General features: G+C 28.4%; 21 protein-coding genes. 9 read left to right on the top strand and 12 right to left on the bottom strand.

The window, feature by feature from the left end:
- Positions 1-296: 296 nt before the first annotated feature.
- Positions 297-947 carry a PAQR family membrane homeostasis protein TrhA gene (gene trhA / locus I6U48_RS26805; RefSeq protein WP_218323578.1) on the top strand — a complete coding sequence of 217 codons (651 nt, stop codon included), beginning with the start codon at positions 297-299 and terminating at the stop codon, positions 945-947.
- 141 nt (positions 948-1088) lie between these two features.
- On the opposite strand, the gene I6U48_RS26800 is transcribed toward trhA, so the two are convergent.
- Positions 1089-1961, bottom strand: a complete 873-nt coding sequence (locus tag I6U48_RS26800) for an AraC family transcriptional regulator (RefSeq protein WP_218323577.1) — start codon at positions 1959-1961, stop codon at positions 1089-1091.
- 427 nt (positions 1962-2388) lie between these two features.
- Between I6U48_RS26800 and I6U48_RS26795 the strand changes: the two genes are divergently transcribed.
- Complete coding sequence (locus I6U48_RS26795) at positions 2389-3006, top strand: Mur ligase family protein (RefSeq protein WP_218323576.1); 618 nt, start codon at positions 2389-2391, stop codon at positions 3004-3006.
- A 217-nt stretch (positions 3007-3223) separates the two neighbouring features.
- Positions 3224-3973, top strand: coding sequence for a peptidoglycan-binding domain-containing protein (locus I6U48_RS26790; RefSeq protein ID WP_218323575.1), 750 nt, complete (start codon positions 3224-3226; stop codon positions 3971-3973).
- An 84-nt stretch (positions 3974-4057) separates the two neighbouring features.
- On the opposite strand, the gene I6U48_RS26785 is transcribed toward I6U48_RS26790, so the two are convergent.
- Positions 4058-5632: a DEAD/DEAH box helicase gene (locus I6U48_RS26785; protein ID WP_218323574.1), complete on the bottom strand. Its 1575-nt coding sequence runs from the start codon at positions 5630-5632 to the stop codon at positions 4058-4060.
- A 272-nt stretch (positions 5633-5904) separates the two neighbouring features.
- A complete protein-coding gene (locus tag I6U48_RS26780) occupies positions 5905-6264 on the bottom strand; it encodes a hypothetical protein (RefSeq protein ID WP_218323573.1) in 360 nt (119 codons plus the stop codon).
- 356 nt (positions 6265-6620) lie between these two features.
- On the opposite strand from I6U48_RS26780, the gene I6U48_RS26775 reads away from it, so the two are divergent.
- The gene (locus I6U48_RS26775) at positions 6621-6947 is read left to right on the top strand and encodes a hypothetical protein (RefSeq protein WP_218323572.1); all 327 of its coding nucleotides are present in this window, start codon (positions 6621-6623) and stop codon (positions 6945-6947) included.
- Positions 6948-7091: 144 nt separating this feature from the next.
- On the opposite strand, the gene I6U48_RS26770 is transcribed toward I6U48_RS26775, so the two are convergent.
- Both I6U48_RS26770 and I6U48_RS26765 read right to left on the bottom strand, forming a co-directional pair.
- Positions 7092-7901 carry a DUF2705 family protein gene (locus I6U48_RS26770; RefSeq protein WP_218323571.1) on the bottom strand — a complete coding sequence of 270 codons (810 nt, stop codon included), beginning with the start codon at positions 7899-7901 and terminating at the stop codon, positions 7092-7094.
- Complete coding sequence (locus I6U48_RS26765) at positions 7894-8814, bottom strand: ABC transporter ATP-binding protein (RefSeq protein WP_218323570.1); 921 nt, start codon at positions 8812-8814, stop codon at positions 7894-7896. The genes I6U48_RS26770 and I6U48_RS26765 overlap by 8 nt, the downstream gene beginning before the upstream one ends.
- 173 nt (positions 8815-8987) lie before the next feature.
- Between I6U48_RS26765 and I6U48_RS26760 the strand changes: the two genes are divergently transcribed.
- Both I6U48_RS26760 and I6U48_RS26755 read left to right on the top strand, forming a co-directional pair.
- Entirely contained in the window at positions 8988-9686 is a 699-nt protein-coding gene (locus I6U48_RS26760; protein WP_218323569.1) for a cyclic nucleotide-binding domain-containing protein, read from the top strand.
- A 49-nt stretch (positions 9687-9735) separates the two neighbouring features.
- On the top strand, positions 9736-10167 hold the full coding sequence (locus tag I6U48_RS26755) for a DMT family transporter (protein WP_218323568.1): 432 nt from the start codon (positions 9736-9738) through the stop codon (positions 10165-10167).
- Positions 10168-10251: 84 nt separating this feature from the next.
- Here I6U48_RS26755 and I6U48_RS26750 read toward each other — a convergent pair whose 3' ends face one another.
- Entirely contained in the window at positions 10252-11772 is a 1521-nt protein-coding gene (locus I6U48_RS26750) for a phosphohexomutase domain-containing protein (RefSeq protein WP_218323567.1), read from the bottom strand.
- A gap of 270 nt (positions 11773-12042) precedes the next feature.
- Between I6U48_RS26750 and I6U48_RS26745 the strand changes: the two genes are divergently transcribed.
- Complete coding sequence (locus tag I6U48_RS26745) at positions 12043-13950, top strand: cell wall-binding repeat-containing protein (RefSeq protein ID WP_218323566.1); 1908 nt, start codon at positions 12043-12045, stop codon at positions 13948-13950.
- 50 nt (positions 13951-14000) lie between these two features.
- On the opposite strand, the gene I6U48_RS26740 is transcribed toward I6U48_RS26745, so the two are convergent.
- On the bottom strand, positions 14001-14270 hold the full coding sequence (locus I6U48_RS26740) for a late competence development ComFB family protein (protein WP_218323565.1): 270 nt from the start codon (positions 14268-14270) through the stop codon (positions 14001-14003).
- A 151-nt stretch (positions 14271-14421) separates the two neighbouring features.
- Between I6U48_RS26740 and I6U48_RS26735 the strand changes: the two genes are divergently transcribed.
- On the top strand, positions 14422-14760 hold the full coding sequence (locus tag I6U48_RS26735) for a hypothetical protein (protein WP_218323564.1): 339 nt from the start codon (positions 14422-14424) through the stop codon (positions 14758-14760).
- A gap of 160 nt (positions 14761-14920) precedes the next feature.
- Here the strand turns inward: I6U48_RS26735 and I6U48_RS26730 are convergent, their stop codons facing one another.
- The 3 genes from I6U48_RS26730 to I6U48_RS26720 form a co-directional block, all read right to left on the bottom strand.
- Positions 14921-16093, bottom strand: a complete 1173-nt coding sequence (locus I6U48_RS26730) for a tetratricopeptide repeat protein (protein ID WP_218323563.1) — start codon at positions 16091-16093, stop codon at positions 14921-14923.
- Between the two features lie 74 nt (positions 16094-16167).
- Positions 16168-16764 carry a nucleotide exchange factor GrpE gene (gene grpE, locus I6U48_RS26725; RefSeq protein ID WP_218323562.1) on the bottom strand — a complete coding sequence of 199 codons (597 nt, stop codon included), beginning with the start codon at positions 16762-16764 and terminating at the stop codon, positions 16168-16170.
- A gap of 9 nt (positions 16765-16773) precedes the next feature.
- The gene (locus I6U48_RS26720) at positions 16774-17178 is read right to left on the bottom strand and encodes a hypothetical protein (protein WP_218323561.1); all 405 of its coding nucleotides are present in this window, start codon (positions 17176-17178) and stop codon (positions 16774-16776) included.
- A 392-nt stretch (positions 17179-17570) separates the two neighbouring features.
- Here I6U48_RS26720 and I6U48_RS26715 point away from each other — a divergent pair, with 392 nt between their 5' ends.
- Positions 17571-17906 carry a YnfA family protein gene (locus tag I6U48_RS26715; RefSeq protein WP_218323560.1) on the top strand — a complete coding sequence of 112 codons (336 nt, stop codon included), beginning with the start codon at positions 17571-17573 and terminating at the stop codon, positions 17904-17906.
- A 169-nt stretch (positions 17907-18075) separates the two neighbouring features.
- On the opposite strand, the gene I6U48_RS26710 is transcribed toward I6U48_RS26715, so the two are convergent.
- Together I6U48_RS26710 and I6U48_RS26705 are read right to left on the bottom strand one after the other, a co-directional pair.
- The gene (locus tag I6U48_RS26710; protein ID WP_218323559.1) at positions 18076-19161 is read right to left on the bottom strand and encodes an Ig-like domain-containing domain; all 1086 of its coding nucleotides are present in this window, start codon (positions 19159-19161) and stop codon (positions 18076-18078) included.
- Positions 19162-19652: 491 nt separating this feature from the next.
- Positions 19653-20549: a tetratricopeptide repeat protein gene (locus I6U48_RS26705; RefSeq protein ID WP_218323558.1), complete on the bottom strand. Its 897-nt coding sequence runs from the start codon at positions 20547-20549 to the stop codon at positions 19653-19655.
- Positions 20550-20714: the final 165 nt, after the last annotated feature.

Below are 20714 nucleotides of genomic sequence, written 5' to 3'. Positions count from 1 at the left end.
AAGTCTACTTTCGGCCGTGGACATCTATATAGATGCCAACAGCCAACACTCAACAAGTATATCTATTTTATATGTTTAATATTTCAAGTGACGTTTAAATATTAATACTGTATATGTAAAACTGTGAATGTTATACTTATAATAGAATATGTTTTGTAAATCACCTATAAACAAGAAAACATAGGTGAAATTATACTTGATAAATACTCAATAAAAGTTTAACATTTAAGCACAGCACGTAGTTATCGAAACTACTTGTTGTGATATTTATATATAATTTTGAAAGGAATGATGTTATGTTTGCAAAGCTTCGTGAACCTGTCAGCGGGTTAACTCATTTGTTCGGTGTTTTTGCTTCTATCATAGGTCTGATAGTTTTAGTTGTATATGCTGCTCTGCAAAGTAGTGTCTGGCATATTGTAACTTTCTCTATCTTTGGTGCCAGTTTAATACTTCTTTATTCTGCTAGCTCTATATACCACTTGGCATCAGTTTCTCAGAAAGCAATTAATGTACTTAGAAGAATTGATCATTCTATGATTTACCTTCTTATCGCAGGAAGTTATACTCCTATTTGTTTAATTGCCCTAAGAGGTTCCTGGGGTTGGAGTATTTTTGGTACCATATGGGGTCTAACAATCATAGGAATTTTAATAAAAAACTTTTGGTTTAGTGCTCCAAGATGGATATCTACACTTTTTTATATTTTTATGGGATGGCTAGTAATCGTAGCTATATATCCATTAGCACACGTTTTTTCTTCTGGAGCAATGGGCTGGCTATTCGCTGGAGGAATTGCCTACACTATAGGAGGTCTAATTTATGCTACAAAATGGCCTAAAATTAACTTAAAGAACTTTGGTTTCCACGAAATATTTCACATCTTCGTACTTTTAGGCAGCTTTTGTCACTACTGGCTTATGTTAAGATACGTATTATACTTATAATTTATATAGAGTTCCTACTACCCTAGGTACATAATCACACGCCTAGCACCTTATATTCGTAGGGACTCTAAAATTAAAAATTTTGAAGCGGATCTTCAATGTGTTACGTCTAATATAGTGATCGAGGAAGTTCTTTTATGATTATTCAAGCTCTTTTAAGGTTTTATAATACACCTTTGGTGATGTACCAAATATCTTTTTGAAAGCTTTTAAAAAGCTTGAATAATCACCAAATCCACATTCCAAACATGCCTCCGTTATAGGTCTACCACTTTTTATTAGATTATTAGCCATTATAATTCTCTTTTGCATTATATAGTTATAAATTGTGTAGCCTGTATACTTTTTAAATTTATGCATAAGATAATATTTACTCATATAAAACTTCTCTGAAATTTTATCTAAAGACAATTCTGAACTTAAGTTTTTATTTATATAACTTAAGATAGCATCTATATTCTCATCATATTTAATATCATTATTTCTACTACTATTTTCACTTTTTAAGGCTAACCTATTTAAATACACTAATATTTGCAGAAATAAAGCATTTTTCAATACATAGTTTCCAAAATCAGTATCTCTGTAAGCCTCTTCTAATTGCGTCATGCTTTGTTTTATATTTAGTAATAGTTCTGGGCTTGACCTTAGAAGACTACACTTTTGACTTGATGCCAATTCAAAGCATGTCATTAAATTATTTCCTTGTACATTATGCTTTTCTAAAAACTTTGAATTTATCCATATAACTATACGTTCATAGGTTTCTGTAGAATCTATAAAAGGCTTATGAACTTCATTTCTACTTACAAAGAGTATATCCCAGGGTTTTAATTCATAGGCTTTACCTTCTATTAAATAAGTAACCTTTCCAGATATAAATATTATAATTTTATTAAAGTCATGATAATGGAACTCAAAATCTATCTGCTTTTTATCCTTTAAATGAAAAAAGATAAAATCTTCCTTCAAATATCCTCTTTTTATATTTAAAATATCGCTACTCTCTTTCATAGAACACTCCTTACTTATTATTTAACAAAACAACTTTTGCACTATTTTAAGCATTATTAACAATAAACATCGCAAAAGTTTTTACTATAATAATAGTATATAAGATTAATTTAAAAATAACATATTTTTATTTTTAATATAGATAACTACACCAGAAAGTAGACTTATACGCAGGTATATGTTTTCAAAGCTGAAGGCACATATAAAAACTTTTTAGTCAATCTTAGCGAAGCATTTTAGAAAATCTTAGAGGTTTTTATATGTTTGAGGCACGAGTTTATAAAGACTTCTTAGATTTTCAAAATGCTAAGCTTTAGATTTACAAAAAGTTTTTATAGTGCTGAAGCTTGGAAACATATACCGGAGTGTAAGTCTACTTTCGGCCGTAGTTGTGTATATAACAATTGATTTAATGGAGGAATTATAAATGGAGCAATTGTCAAAAAAATTTTCATATAATGTGATTCAGGTCGGAGATAAACCTAACTTTGTTGGGATTACAAGTGGTAAAGATAAAAAGACTATGACTCGTTTGATAAAAGAAATATTAAAGTATCTAGGATACAGTGCAAAAGCTATAGATACCATAAAGAATATACAAGTAAAAGAATATAGTAATACCTCCTTAGAATATCATGCGGTCAATTTGTACGATTTTGATATAAGAATATTTACTGATTTAGATCAATATCTTTCTGATGGAAAAAGTGAAAAGAATTCAATATTGAAGCTTTTTAAGATATGTGGTCTTGGTCTATTTAATGTAGATGATCCATTATTAAGTAAAATAATTAAAAGTAAATCTTCTGACACAATTACCTATGGTATAAATAATCCTGCAGATTTTACAGCAAAGGATATAAGATATTCCCAGTACGGTTTAAATTTTATATTAGATTTTAAAGGCATAGAAAAAAATGTTAGAATTAATACCTTTAATGAATCAATTGTTTATGATGCCTTAGCTGCCATTAGTACCTGTTATTTCCTTGGATTACCTCTAAATCTTATTATAGATGCATTAAATCATACTGAAATATTTTAAAATATCTAAAGACTATCTTAACACTATACCTGAGATGGTCTTTTTTTATTATATATATGTATTTTTTATTTAACCATATATTATTTTTTTATAACTACCCCCTAATAAATAATTTTATATTCGTATATAAAAAATGTGAACTAACTTTTTTACATAATTTTTCCCATGATTCATTATATATTCAAATAAAACATAATTTATACAAAGGAGAAATAACATGAAAAATGCAAAACAAATGTTAGTTATAGCATCTATTACCGCAGGAATGTCCTTATCAAATAAAATTGTGTACGCCCAACAAGCATCCGTTAATAATATTAAAGACCAATCAATATATAATTATAATTTATCCTCTAAAAAGTGTGTAAAACTTGGTGATAGAGGAACTGTTATTAAGAATATACAGACAGCATTAAATTCTTATTTCGGTAAAAAACTATTGGCAGATGGCATATTTGGACCTCAAACTAAAAAAGCTGTAATGGAAATTCAAAAAAAACTCGCCTTAAAAGAAGATGGAATATTTGGTCCCCAAACGGCTGAAGCTTTATTGAAATATTCATATAACTTTTCTGTAGATGATAAAAATGGTTTTAGTCCCGCAAATGAAAAAATTCATCAACTATCTATTGAAACAGAGAGTTTCAGCTCAAATACCAATTATTATATACTAGTTAACTCTTCAGATCATACATGTAAAATATATAAAAAAACAAACAACTTGTGGAAACAAATAGATTCCTTTGATATTTTTTCTGGAATTATTGATAAAGGAGTTTATAGCTTAGGACTTAACGGAAGTAATTTGAATTTCAATGGAATTCCTATGAATGACTTTACTCAAATAAATGGATTGAATGTTTTTTATTCTGCTAAGTCCGACAGTGGTTACGGTTTAAGAGTTTCAAATGAAAATGCAAAGTTTATAAGCAAACTTCCTAAAAAAACAACAATACAAATAATCTAAAAATTAAAGGGGCTGCCGCACTTATAAGTACGGCAGCCCCTTTTTAAATTTAAAAAACTTTTCAAAATTAAATTACAATACAAACTATTTTTTACCTTTAGATATTTCTACGTTTAATCTTCTTCCACATAATCTTTTACCTGAACAATTCTTTATTATGGAACTAACTGCATGCTCAGCCACATCAACAAATGTGAACTTTTGAAGTATATCTATATCTCCAACATCTTCCCTATATACGTCTGCATTTTCATTAAAGAATTGCAGCAATATTTTTGGATTTACTTTATCCATACGTCCAACAGTTAAGAAAAGTCTAACATGTTCTGAAGCTGCTGCCCCAATACTATTTTCTGTATAATCAAAGCTTATTTCTTTACCATAAACTATATTCATTAAAGCTGCTGCTACGTCTACAAGATTAAATTCTTCATCAAGCTCTGCTGCTAATGGAACAAACTTTTTATAGTCTTCTTGATCTAAAGTCTCTTTTACTCTATTTAATATATTCTTATATTTTGAATGGAATATATCATCAATTGATGGTATTTCTTTTCTCTTTATTTTGCTTTTTGTAACCTTTTCTATTTGCTTAAGAGTCATATATTCTCTAGCAGTAACAAGTGTATATGCTATTCCTTCCTTGTTTGCTCTTCCTGTTCTACCTATTCTGTGAACATATGATTCAGTATCCTGTGGCAAATCATAATTGATAACATGAGTTACATCCTCAACATCAATACCTCTTGCTGCAACATCTGTTGCCACAAGAAACTCTAGATTTCCTTCTTTAAATTTTCTAAGTGTGTTCATTCTTTGATTCTGGCTCATATCTCCATGCATACCTTCTACGTTATATCCTCTTGCCTGCATAGATTCTACTAACTCATCCACGCCTCTTTTAGTCTTGCAAAAAATAATTGCAGTTGTAGGTTCATCTACATCGAGAATTCTACATAAAGATTCAAATCTATCCTTATGTTTTATTTCATAATAATATTGATTAATAGTAGATACTGTCATTGCATTTTTTACTATTGATATGTGTTTTGAATCTGCCTTCATATATCTTTTAGCCAATTTTTTAATTTCATTAGGCATCGTTGCAGAGAATAGCAAAGTCTGTCTATCATCTCCACATTCCTTTATAATAGTTTCTATGTCATCAATGAATCCCATATTAAGCATTTCATCTGCTTCATCAAGGATAAGAAACTTTATGCTGCTTAAGTCAATAACGTTTCTCCTTATTAAGTCTAAAACTCTTCCTGGGGTTCCCACGATCATATCTATTCCTCTTTTTAAAGCCTTTATCTGTCTTTCAATAGGCTGACCACCATAAACAGGTAGAAGTTTTATTCTAGAATGTTTAGATACACGAACTAATTCATCATTTACCTGTATAGCTAATTCTCTTGTAGGAGTCAATATAATACTTGTTGGTTTTTTATCCGAACCAATAAATTTACTCAAAACTGGCGCACCAAAAGCAAGTGTTTTCCCCGTACCAGTTTGAGCCTGCCCAATAACATCAAAACCCTCTAAAATAACAGGTATAACTTCTGCCTGTATATTAGAAGGCTCCTCAAATCCCATATCATCAATAGCCCTAAGTATATCATCACTAAGTCCTAAATCACTAAATTTTATGTCTTTCATTTGCATTCCTTCTTTCCGTATAAATCAATTCATTATAATACAATATTTTTATATTAGCAAGTGTTATTTAATATATAAAAAATTATGATTACAGTAGACTTTGTTATATTTTTCCTTAAATTATATAATAATAAAGTAAAACTTAAAAAATTCTACAATAAAATACAATACAAAAGGGGATGTCTCACTTAAGATAATAAAAGCAGAATAAGTCTACTTTCTGCCGTGCTTATCTAAGTGCGACATCCCCTTTTAAAGAAAAAAATTATTATTTAGCGTACTTGTGCTATTAAAATTGCTGCTCTATAATTCAAAACATCTCCTATAACATTCAACCATCCTCCAGTTAAATTATCTTGTGTAGCTTCTAATGTAATACAATCAACCTTATCGGAATTCTTAAAAGTTTCTTGTGCTTCTTGCTGTCCTGCTACAAGAGATAGTGTATCTCCTAATAAAACTATAAAATTTCCACATATATTTAATTCAGTAGCTATTTGCTTTTGCTCTTCTTGTTCCTTTGCTCCTTTTATCTGATCTAAACCAGCTTCTTTTTCTGCTGCCAGAACTAATAATCCATCACCTAAAAAAGCTAATTGAGCTCCCAGTATATTTAGTTGCTCAGTATCCATATCAACCTATTTTCCCTCCTTTGTACATAGCTTTTTATTTTACTTTATTCTGAGCAGAAAGATTTGGCTACTATTTCTAAGCAAACTGCATATAATATTAAATCTAAAATAACAATATGAGTTTCCTTAATACCTCATATTTTTCTAAATTTCCAGTAAATCACCTAAAAGTCAACTAAATCCTTTACAATAATCCTTTTAAATCTTCTTTTTAAAATATATATTGACAAAAACAAATAAAAAAGGTATAAATGTTACTGTCTAGATTAATGGTATTATGACCAATATACTCCAGTATATGAACCATGTTATAAGTTTAAAATATTATTATCCTAATAAAGAAAAGGGGGGCTAAAATGAAAACATTTCAGACTCTTATCAATGAAACTTTGGAAGCTGACAATCTAGAAGAATTAGAATCAGCTGCAGATTTATTTCAGTTTGGCGTCGAAAAAGGTTACTACAACAAGAGGCAAGCAGTTGAATTTAATAATACTTATTGGAAAGTAAAGAATAGGTGCCTAGCTTTTCAAATTGGTGAAGAAGTAAAGGCAAGTAAATTAGACATTATAACTATAGTTTCTAACGCTCCAAATGAAATAAAAGACGATAGGTCAGAACTTATGAATTATGTAAATGGACGTTTAAAAGCATTAAAAGGTAAAATAACTGGTATCAAGTAGTTCGTAAGATTAAATTTAGGAATCATAAAGCAAGAAAAAATAACCTTAAATTGTATTAACTAAATTTAAGGTTATTTTGGTTTTACTTATATGGATTTTTAGCTTTGAAATATATAAATACCCAATATTGAGGAAACTGTATCACTAGGTTAAAATATCTTTTTTCTTAAAGCTGATTAAACTTGCAAAATAAAATACGATACCATATAAAAATATGACTAATATTGCTGTAATCATTTTTTCAATCTCAGATCCTGAATTTATTAAATCATATACATTAAAGTAATGATTTAACAAATAAGGGGAAACCCTATAAAACATTTCGTTAACTATAGTTAATGTAATAAATATTCCAACACCCGTACTTATTACAGATCCTTCATTTGATAGAATAATAGAAAATAATAAAATTATCATACCAAAAGAGAGCAATGGGAATATAGAGGAACTATAAATAAATAAAGTAAACAAAATTCCATAGGTTGAACTAAGTATTATTTCCTTTAATAAAAATTTATCTCCCCATCCTAGAATAGCTACTCCAAATACGTACCCTAATATCATGATAAAAAATAATAATATCATAATTGAAATAAGAAGAGCGCCTACTTTTGCTAATAATAATTGTTTGCGTGAAACTTGTCTTAGGAGTGGTAGTTTTAATGAACCTTCTGCATACTCTCCAGTAACAATATCTGCTACTAGTATTACCACCATAATTGGAAGTGTAAAACTAATAATACTATCAAGCAAGGTAACAGGAAAGGATTGACCGTTAGTTTGCATCGGAGTAATTGTCTGATTGTTGCCTAATCCCCCTGTTCCAAAAGCCTTATTGGTCATAACAGTACTTATTGTCATTATTAGAACTAATAGGAATAGTATGACCATAAAAATATATATTTTTTTTCGTGATAACAGTTTATAAACTTCATTTACTAATATATTAATCAATTTGCATTCCTCCTGTAAGTTTTATAAAGACTGATTCCAGAGACTGACTTTGTGGAATTAAGTATTGAACCTCCAAATTATTAAATGCCAAAAGATAATTTAATTTGGCACTAAATCCTTTTTCCATTTTCACTCTTACACATTTAGGCAGCTTTTCGTAACTCTTTATGTAGTCGCAATCTTTGATAATATCAATCATTCTATCTGGAGAAGGTGTGTAAACATCTATAATTTCCAATTCAAGATTAAGCATATCAGCAACGTTCCCTTCCGCCAGTATCCTTCCTTGATGAAGAATAGCTACCTTGTTACAAACTTGTTCTACTTCATGGAGCAAATGTGTGGATATGAAAAAAGTTATGTTATTTTTCACAGCCAAATTATATATCATATCCCTTATTTCTTTCATTCCCTGTGGATCAAGTCCATTTGTTGGTTCGTCTAATATTATAAGCTTTGGGTCATTTAGCAAAGCATTAGCAATACCAAGCCTCTGTCTCATACCTAAAGAATAGGTTTTCACCTTATCCTTAGCTCTATTTAACATGCCAACCATCTCTAAAACTTCATCTACTTTTCCATCTTTTATGTTAGGTATTAAATTAGCCATAAGTTCGAGATTTTTACGCCCAGACAAATAATTATAAAACTTAGGCATTTCTACAATGGCTCCAACCTTCTCTATCGCCTTATGAAAATTTTTTTTCAAATCATATGTATTTAATTTAATATTGCCATTGTCTGGATGTATAAGATTTAACAACATTCGAATAGTAGTAGTTTTTCCGGATCCATTTTGACCCAAAAATCCATATATATCTCCCTCTTTGACAGTTAAATTTACATTATCTACTACCAATCTTTTTCCAAAGGATTTACTTAACCCTTTAACCTCTATAATATTTATTTCCATATGCTACCTCACGCTTTTTAACTATTTTTATTTATAAAGTTTAGACTTGTAAATAATATAAAATGAGCTTAATATGACATATGTCCTTTTTTTATTTCAGTTACTCATTTATACTAATTGTATTCTATGTTTTTTATTATTACAAATTACATTTTATAATATTGGAGGTAAACATGAAACGAATTAATAATCTAGATATGATGCTTTCATATATAGAAAAGTATGATCTAAGTTCTATATTTGAAAAGGAAATGATTCAATACATGGAACTCTTCAGTTTTAGTAAAGGAGAACTTGTTTGTTCTAAAAGCAGTGAAATGAACTATATGTATTTTCTCGTAAGAGGAAAACTTAAAGTCTATACGTTACATGATAATGGTAAATCCATATTACTAAGATTTAATAAACCATTGAATATCCTTGGAGATCTAGAATTTCTAACAAACCATAAAATACAATGTAATGTAGAATCTGTGAATGAGTCTATAATTATAGGCATAAAAATAAGCAACCTTCTTAAATATGCATATGATGATTCTAAATTTTTAAGATTTGTGATAAAAAATCTTGGTCAAAAGTTGTATGCTATTTCAAACTCGGCTTCAATAAACCTTTTACATCCGTTAGAAAGTAGATTTGCAAGTTATCTTCTATCCATAAGCTTCGATGAAAACAATTCTACTAGTATTAGCGAAATAAAAACTTCAAAGTTTACTGAATTAGCTACTTTACTTGGAACCAGTTATAGACATTTATGTAGGGTTATTAATGAATTTGTTTCTAAGGATATTATTGAAAAGAGGGGCAATACAATAATTATAAAAAATGTAGGTAAGTTAGAAGAATTATCTGGTGGTAATATGTATGAATAAATATTACATTTATAAACTAAGTAATCTTAATTTTTAAAGGAGAAAATATATGATTGGTGCAATACTTTCAATACTAGGTGGGATTTTAATAAGCTTTCAAGGAATTTTTAACACACGTTTAAGTGATAAAGTTGGCTTATGGGAAACAACTGCTATTGTACATGCCGTTGGATTAGCTTTTTCTTTATGTATAATATCTATTTTCGCTAAAGGAAACATTAGCAGAATAGTCGAAGTAAATAAGCTTTATTGGATTGGAGGAGTTTTTGGTGTAATAATAGTTTTTTGTACCATGAAAGGAATAACACTATTAGGTCCAACCTTCTCAGTATCACTTATTATAATTAGTCAATTAATAATCTGTACCATAATTGATACCTTCGGATTATTTGGCAGTCCTCAAATTAAATTTGATTTTACAAAACTTATAGGCATTTTCATAATGATATTTGGCCTATTCATATTTAAATTAAAAGGATAAGAATGGGGCTGTCGCAATTACCTAAGTACGACAGCCCCATTTTCAATAACTTTTTAGTTAATTAAGCAGCCTCTTCAGCCTTCTTTAATAATTTTCTACACTGCTTATATCTAATTCACTATATTTACTTAAAAATATAATTAATTTATTTATAATTGTTTTAGTTCCATTCTCTATATCGGATTCTATATTTAAGGCTAAAACAGGTTCATGTAACGATAATCTTAATAAAAACCATCCTTCTCCATTCTGTTTATCACACTCTACCCTGATTCCCTCATAATTGTTAGGCACTATATTAAAACCATCTATCTCTTTAACATAGGCTTCTAGATCATTTATTATTACTGATCCATACTCTCTAAAGTTATCATTTTTAATTTTAAGTCTGAAATCTGAACTTTCACACGGAGTTTTTAAATCTCTAATTAAACTTTCAAGTTTCTTACCTTCCTCATTTAGCTTTGCCATTTTAATTAGTATCTTAGATATTAAATATGCTCCATCATCTAGAAAATAATTTTCTTTAAGTGCCGCATGTCCTGATGTCTCAATAGCTAAATACGATTCTTTCCCTTCATTATTTAATCTTATAGCTTCGTTTATAACGTTTTTATATCCTCTTTTAAATCTATGATGAATTCCGCCTAAGCCATTAATGAATTCAGCTAAGCCAGTGGAAGTTACAGAATCAGTTACTATTATAGAAGCAGGATGCTCTTCTAAAATAATAGAAGAAATTAAAGCTATTAAAGAATTTTTATTTATTTCCATTCCATTTGAGTCTACGATAGCAGCTCTATCTACATCAGTATCAAAAATTATTCCTAAATCAGCTTTGTTTTTTAATACAGCATTTCTAATAGATTCCATAGCCTCTTTATCTTCTGGATTAGGAATATGATTAGGAAATGTGCCATCTGGTTCTATAAACTGACTTCCAGTAGTATCCGCTCCTAAAACCCTTAAAACTTTATCTGCAAAAAATCCTCCTGCACCATTACCAGCGTCAACTATAATCTTAAATCCTAATAAAGGCTTGTCATAATTTTTCTTTGAGGAAGCGCCTTCTCGAATTATATTAACCAATAATTTAGAGTAGATATCAATAAAATCAACTTTAAAAATCTCTCCCTCGTTTTCTACTGTTGTAATCTTTTCTTCTGATGCAATAGATACAATATTTTTTATATCTTCTTTTTCACATCCACCTTTATTTGTAAAGAATTTTAGTCCATTATAGTAGTAAGGAAGATGACTAGCAGTTATCATTATAGCTCCATGACATTTATTTTCTTCCAGCACTGTAGTCATAAACATTGCTGGAGTTGTACACATACTGCAATCGTATACTTTACAGCCCTGTTTAATTAAAACCTCAATAATAGAATTCTTTAAATCTGGTCCTGATAATCTAGAATCCATTCCTATAGCTATTTTTAATTTACTAGAATCTATTTTGGTTTTGTTTTCTAACCACTTTATAAAGCCATAGGCTATAAATCTTACAGATTCAACTGTTAAATTAACTTGCCTTTCAGGATTAGCAATAGCAACTCCTCTTACATCTGTTCCGTTTTGTAACTTATTATATTCTACTAACATTTTAAACTCCTTCCCCAAGGTCTTTTTCATATGCATTTATTTAATAATATTTCTTCTATATATTCTACTATTATTATAAGTATATTTAAATACCTTTTATGAAATCCGTACTTAAATACTTTCAAGTATATAAAGGTACGCTTTAACATTTGTACCTTTATATACTTGTGGAATTATATTTAAATTTCTACCATAATAAATTATATACTCCCCCATGTGGAATGTTTATTTATTAATATAGAAATTTAATTTATTATAAGGAGACAAGAAATGTTAAATAAAAAGAATTGCTTTATTCTGTTATGCTCACTTTTATTTAGTTTTTTATTTATGCAGTCAAAAGTTTTGGCATCTTCCACAATAAGGCTTGCAGGAAATGACAGATATGAAACTTCTGTAAAAACATCACAAGATAGCTGGAATCAATCAGACTATGTGGTGCTAGTTTCTGGCGAAAACTTTCCTGATGGACTTTCTGCAGCACCTTTGGCACGAAAATATGACGCTCCGATTCTTCTAACACAAAAAGAAAAATTAAATAATGTTGTTCTTAATGAAATACAAAGATTGCAAACAAAAAATGTTTTTATAGTTGGTGGTACAGGTGTAATATCTAAAAACATTGAAGATACATTAAATTCTCTTAAAATATCCTGTACTCGACTTCAGGGTCAGGATAGATACGAAACCAGCATAAAAGTAGCTGAACTTATCGGAACAAAAAATGGCGCTTTTATCTCCTCTGGTGAAAATTTTCCTGATGCTTTATCAGCATCATCTATAGCCGCTTCAAAACAAATGCCTATACTGTTTTCTGCATCAAACTCACTTCCATCTAGTGTAAAAGACTATATAGATGCTAATAATATAAATAATTTCTATGTGACTGGTGGTACAGGGGTTATAAGTGATGCTGCTCTTTCTGGACTTAACAATGTAAAAAGACTAAGTGGCATTGATAGATACAGCACTAACTTATCAATTATAAATGAGTTTTCAAAAGATATAAATTTTAGTAATGTTTATTTTGCAAGTGGCGAGAATTTCCCTGATGCACTAAGTGCCTCCGCTGCTGCAGCTAAGAATTCTTCTCCAATTTTATTAGCAAATGGTGCTTATACTCGAGCTAAATCTATAATAGATGCTAACTCCCAAGCAATTTCTACTATTAAAATACTTGGTGGAACTTCTATTATACCTGATTCATTATTGCAAAAAATATTTGAACCTTCTAAAGCTGTTTTAGGATATAGCACACATTACTATGATGGAGATAATTCTTCTTATAACTCTATAGTAAATAACTCCTCATTACTAGACGAAATTGCAACTGATACATATTATATTGATGGATATGGAAATATGAATGGTACTGCACCATCAGATCAGATAAATTATGCAAATAAAAATAATATTTCAACCCTAGCTATGATAAGTAATAATTTTGATGGCAATGTATCAAAGACTTTGCTTGAAAGTAGTGTTAATAGAAAAAACTTAATTAATAACATAGTTTCTGCCTTAAAAACAAATAACTATAAAGGGGTTAATATAGATATAGAAGGTGCTTATTACTACGATAGAGACTACTTTACAACCTTTATGAGCGAACTCTACAATACCCTTCACCCACAAGGATTTGAAGTAACAGTAGCAGTTCCATCAAAAACATTAGATAGCACCTCTGATAATTGGACAGGCTCTTATGATTACGCCGCAATTTCAAAATATGCAGATAAAATTGTAATCATGACTTATGACGAACATTGGGCTGGCGGAAGTCCTGGACCAATAGCTTCTATTAATTGGGTTAAATCTGTAGTAAATTATGCACTAAGTGTTATTCCAAAAGAAAAAATAATGCTAGGAATAGCTTCCTATGGCTATGATTGGCCTTCTACCGGCCAAAAAGCTGAAGCCTACAGTATGAGAGAATTATACAATTTAGTTTCACAATATAATGTTTCCATCAAATGGAGTGATTCCGCTAAAAGCCCTTACTTTAACTATACGGATAACTCTGGTGTTTATCATACTGTGTGGTTTGAAAATAGTACAAGCATAGGTTATAAACTTGATATTGTGAATGACTATAACTTGCCAGGAGTGGCTATATGGAGACTCGGCTTAGAAAATAATGATTTTTGGACAACTATTGCTTTAAAATTAAATAAATAGAAATTCTGTGAAAAATAGTGCAACTATATGCACTATTTTTCATATTTTTTCTATTTTAAATTATGATGTGGACTCTCACTAACAATCTCAATAGCTCTAACTAATTCAGTGATAGCATCAGTTACAAACTGTGTATTAAACTCATTTAATCTCGCATATATACTTCCTTTTTCAGTGACTGTATATATGGGTTTTAGGTTATTTAACGCTATTGCCTTTATATCATCAATACACTTTTGACATTTACATATATTGTTATATTTTTTCAAAACATCAGGTAATATATTATCAATGGCAATTTCCGTGTAATTATTTACCATCTAAATCCCCCCCTAAAAACTAAAATTTTAATTTTCTAATAAACATATATGTTTTTCGTATTCTAAAACTTTTCAAACTTTAATATAATACACTATACCTATATTTACAATAAATTTTGCTAAATAAGTTCCATCTTACTAGGAGGAAGTTATGAAAAATATGCAGTCTATTTATATAAGAGTTATAATGTGTATAAATCTGTCAACATGGATTATAGCATTCTTTATTATATCACTAGTAGACAGAGCTAGACCACCCTTTGAGTCATTTTTGAACAGATTAAAGGATGAACCCGTTCGTAAGGTGTGGAATTCTAATTTAATGGAATATGTATATTATTTATTAATTTTAGCCATTGTTCTTAATGTTTTTTCTATAATACTAAATACTATAGCCTATAAGAAGGAGAAAATTGGATTTAGAATCAATTCTTTTTTCCTTGGAATTTGTCTATTATATGGTCTAGTAATGTATTTAATACATTTTTAATAGGGTGTCGTACTTATATATACGAAGAGATATGTTTCCAAAGCTGGAGGCACATATAAAAACTTTTTAATCAATCTTAGCGAAGTATTTTAGAAAGTCTTAGAACTATTGATTAGTACGACAGCCCAATTAGTTTATATAAATTTATTCTTCTTCCCTTCTAATCTTTATCCATTATATATTTTATCCTATCATTATAATATATTGAATTAGTATATTCATATGCTAAGACTGATGCATATTTTTGGGATTCTTTTATATCTTTATTTGCATAGGCAAGAATTGATAGATCATAAAGACTTTCTTCTATGTATGCTCCTTTAGGATATTTTTTTACATACTCTCTGTAATAGTCAAGTGCATTGTTTCCAGTTACTTTTGCAGCCTTAGCAACAAAAAAAATCACATGTTCATCTAAATATGATCCTTTCATGTTATTATAAGCAATAGATAGATATTCATATGCTTTATTATAAGAACCATTTCTATATAAATCTAATCCAATTTTATAAAAATATATTTCTGCTTTATTACTATAACTTTCTTTTAAGTTATAATACATTTTTTTACTTTGATCATCTAATTTTGATATATCTATTTTTTTATCATTTTGCGCAAAATCATATAAATTTTCTTTCATAATATCATCTGTTAACCTTGCAAGAACTTTATATTGGGACTCTGAAGTGTCAACACTTGATATTGGTTTGGCCGCAACATCTATCGAAGATAGACTATACTGTTCATTTTTATAAGTTTTGGATATCGTTATAGAGGAAAACATAATTGCCATTGCAGCTATTGAAGCAATAGCAAGTTTTAATCTAAAACTATTTTTTTTATCTAAATAACTTTTTAGCTCATAATAAAATATTTCATCCTTATTTACGTTATAAATTTCTGCTAAAATTTTTTTACACTTATTATATTCCCTTTTGATATAATATATCAAACATATAAGAATGTCATCATTTATTGTTTTAAAACCACTTTTTCTAATTGTAAGCAAAATATTTAATGCATCATTACATCTATGTTGTTTTAAAAGATCTACTGCTTCATTATGACTTTTTATATAATTATTTATTTCATCTATAGCTAATAAATATTTTTCACTAATCTTATTATTAAATTTTTTATTATTAATAATAAAAAATTTATAAGCTTCTTCGAATTCACCTCTATACATGAGAATTAAAGCCATGACATTATTAATTTCCTCTGCTTCTATTCCCCCTGTAACCGCAATATTTAAATAATCAAAGGCCTTATTCAAATTTCCATCTCTAAAATATTGCATTCCATTTTTATAATAATCCAATAATTCACCCATAAAAACACCTACTTCAAATTAAAATATATAATAAATTTAGCGAAGCAAGGCTAGTACAATGCCTTGATAAAAAACTAATTTAATACAGTTATTACCTTAGCCATCCTAACAAATCTTATGTTCCTATCATTATAATAAAACCCCTTCCTTTTTACGAAAATTATTATATCATCTTCAAAGTTAGAGTCTTTCTTAGTCTTAATCAACTCATGCTTCAACTTATCAAACTTGTCAATTCCTATTTTAGGCTTATGAATTACAATTCCTATACTAGAAAACTCCTTTTCCAAAAATTCAAGTATATTATTAATGCCATTTAATATACCATTACTTTTGCAGTCACCTATCTTTTCAAGGTCAAATCTTATACCATCTACATAATCATAAAATTTTACATATGCATTAATTATACTTTTTATTTTTTCTATACACTTTCCCTTAACTTCATAATCCTCTTCTAAAACACTTTTAAGTAAGTTTTTATTTTTTATAACCTCGTTATTTATTCCCTCTAAGGATTGTAAAACTTCAAATAAGCCACTTTCGCCATTATTAAAATTGTTCTTTTCTAAGGTGCCGCTAGTACACTTTGCATTCAGATTTTTACTTATATCACCTTCAGAAGATTGTTTTTTTAGGAATTCTATATCTTCGCAAATGTTAATTAACATATACTTGTCCTATTCCCCCTTTGAATTTTCTAATTCTACAATAAATCTTTTAGATATATCATTTAAAAGATTATACATCCGTTGATCTTTAGTTTGATCTTGTAAGTTTTGAAAGTATCCTGCTATATTTTTACAACTTTGCTTCATACCCTCTATTTTTATTTTCATTAATAAATTGTCCTGCATTAATTGTTTGTTTACATTTTTTATAATTGGTACTGTATTTTTTATATTTTCTTTTGAATTACTTAATACATTTCTTATTTTATTTTCTATTTGTTCTTGTTTATCAAGCTCTGATGTTTCTTTGTTGGTAATTATGTCAGAATGGATTGAATTATATAACTTATTTTTATCGATGATATTGTAATAAGTTGCTCTCGAACCTATCTTATCCAAACTAATATTATTCACCAAAGTTTCCTCCTTCTAATTTCTCTCTGAATTTTATATTAGAAACTTACAAATAAGCTTCTAGTAAAAAATATTATTTTTACATTATTTGTATTATAAGTATTATTATAGTACAAATTTATTTATTTTTCAAAAAATTTCCATAGAAATATAAATTTTAAAAAACCTTATAAAATAAAAGTGTTAATGACTCATTCTTGGTTCTTTTTATTTAAAACACTATGGATTTAAGATTATTTCAAATAAAACTATTGCCATAAGAAGAAACTTTATATATAATTACATTGATAATGATTATCATTTTTATCAACATCAACTATAATATGAGTTGCTTATTAAATTAAAAATTTGTAAGTTCATTTTTAAAAAATATAGCTTAGGAGACATTGAAATTGAATATTATAAAATCATTATTATATTTTATTCTCGCAGGACTATTTGAAATAGGCGGGGGATACTTAGTTTGGTTATGGATAAGAGGTAATAAAAGCCCCTGGTATGGATTTTTAGGAGCTATATGTTTAATTATCTATGGAATTGTACCTACATTTCAATCTTTCAACGCAGGTTTTGGAAAAGTATATGCTGCTTATGGTGGTATTTTTATTGTTTTGTCCATTCTGTGGGGTTGGAAAATTGATAAAGTTGTCCCTGATAAATTTGACATTATTGGTGGGATAGTTGCTCTTATTGGAGTCCTAATTATTATGTATATTCCTAGAAGATAGTCTTCCATATCAACATAAAATCACCTGCTGAGCTACTGTTCAACAGGTGATTCTTGAATTTTTACATATTATGCATATACATATTTGACATTATCCTCTGAAGGGATTATATGAATTTCTTGTTAAGATTTTATGAAATCAACTTAACAAGTAAAGCTTTTATAAGTATCTAATTTACAATAAAACTTTTCACTACAGGTCTAGACAAATTTTTGCCATCGACAGATTGAACTCCATCTCCAATTAAAATAGTATATGTCTCTCCCTTTTTAAAACTATCATTTGCTTGAATTACAACATTCTGATTTGCTTTATCATAAGATATATCTACATCTACTACATTATTACTTGAATCAACAATCATGATATTTTTTGAGTTAACTGTATCTTCATTTAACGCTTTAGTAAAATGAATTTTCCAAGTCTTTTTATCTAGACTTATCTTTTGGTCCTCCATTTTCTTCTTATTGGATTGCTCTTCTATTTTCTTTACATTCTGATTTTGTGTATTTATCAAAGTATCCATTGCAGCTTTCACTTGTTCTCTTAATTTAGATATTCTATCATTTAACTGTGTTAAATCTGCACTATCAGAACTATTAATTCGGCTTATCTGTCCTTCTACAGTATTAAGCCTATTATTAACAGCATTTAATTTTCCATAAAAGCTATTATATACTCCTGCATCTTCTTCATTGTATTCATTTTCAAAATCATCGCTTAAATCTTCTGTATCTCCGTTTAATGTTGTATTAGTTGTATCTGGATTTTCAGCAATCTCTCCACTAGTGCTTGCATCTGCTGTTGTTTCTGTTGTGGTACTAATTTGTGTATCTGTTCCAGTCTGGGTACCATCACTGCTTGTTGTATCAGTACTAGTCTGAATACCATCACTACTTGTTATATCGGTTCCAGTCTGAGTACCATCACTACTTGTTATATCGGTGCTAGTTTGAGTACCATCACTGCCTTGATCAGTTGTAGCAGTTCCATTTGTATATGCATTTAATTTTTTAAGAATACCTTTTAGAGAAATTTCAATACTATCCAATCTATGAGATATTATTAAAATTTCTTTCTTAGATTTTTCATTCTTTTGACCACTATTTCCTTTTTGACTAGTGCTTTCCTTTTGGTTAGAAGTAACTTCATTCTTCCCTAATTGATTTGATTTTGCAAATACAGTAATATTAGATGAAAGGAACGTAGCTATAGTAATTGTTAATACTATTAATTTTAAATTTCTCTTCTTCATATTGTCACACTCCTATAACTTTTCAAACTAGGTACAATATATTAATCGTAGTTTATATTTCCGACTTTACACTCATTTAATTATTTTTTAAATCAAATTAAATGAATAATTAAATTAAATGATTTGAAATCTAAAATTTAATAGAAGCTAACTTTTCCCCTAATAAGAGTCTTATATTGTGAAATAATTTCAAAATAAAACGGGATATTAGAATATCTCTAAATCCCATTTATAAAATCATCCTTTACTATTTCAAATTCCTTAATCTATTTAATATTTCCCTCGAATCGTATACTACTAGAATAACAATAGTTGGAGGTATTGTTAAAATAAATAGTATAAAAATAAATTCAAGTATGTTTTGTGTCCACATCTTAAATTTTTCCTTAATTCTATCTACATTATTTGATAGTAGTATATGAACTATTTATGCTATATGTACCTTATCAAATTTATTCTAACCTTATTATATAATTTTTTATATCTATATCTTAAAAATATTGTTTTATAGGCTCTAACTCTTCATCTGATTTTATATACTTTATAAAATCAGGATAAAGTTCAACAGCCTTTTTTAAATCCTCTACAGCTTTACTTAAACTATTAAGATGAACATAATAACATGCTCTATTATAATATAAGAATTCAGTATCTTCATTATTTTCTATCCCCTTGCTTATAATATCGATAGCACTTTTATATTGCTTTCTATCTTTATAAATGATGGCTAAATTCAGATAACTGTACGGATAATTCTCATTTTCTTCTATTGAAAGCTTATAATATTTTTCAGCCTCCCCTAAATCATTTATTCTTCCTAAAATTACAGCTTTGTTAAACAATGCTAGATAATGATTGGGATCTACTAGTAAACTGTTGTTTATATTTTTAAGTGCTTCATTATAATTTCCCAATTCCTCATATATAGAACTTAAATTTGTATATGCCCAAAAATCTTTATCATCCATCTCTAAGACCCTTTTATAACATTCAATTGCTTTATCTTTTTCTCCTACTTCATCATAGGCCCCTGCTAAAAAAAAGTATGCTCTATTATACTTTGAATTTATATTTATAGCCTCTTTATAATAATTTATAGCTTCATGATATTGTTTCATATTATCATATATAATGGCTATCCCATAATAGGCTCTTTCATCCTTGGGATTTATAATTAATATTTCCCTATACTTTTGTTCTGCTAAATCATATTTATCCATTTCATCAAAAATCAATGCCATATCAAGTAAAAGCTCAGTATCTAATCTTCCACCTTGAGAATTATATGCTTTCTCATAAAAACTTAGGGCTTTATCTAATAAACGTTCCTTATAAAAATTTTTTGCTATTATTTTATAATTGTTTATCTTATAGCTATCAACAATCATAATTTTTCTCCTTTATTTAAAGTCATATGCCTAAAATATAGATAACCACACCAGACACTTAACTTACACGCAGGGATATATTTACATTCTGGAAGACACATTTAAATACTTTTGCTACAAGTCTTAGCTCATATTTTTGAAAAAGCTTAGACGATTTGATTGGTT

It is taken from the genome of Clostridium thailandense, from assembly GCF_019207025.1.
Classification (GTDB): Bacteria; Bacillota; Clostridia; order Clostridiales; family Clostridiaceae; genus Clostridium_AM; species Clostridium_AM thailandense.
The sequence above is the reverse complement of the archived record's forward strand: the minus strand, read 5'-3'. Positions and strand labels throughout refer to the sequence as shown.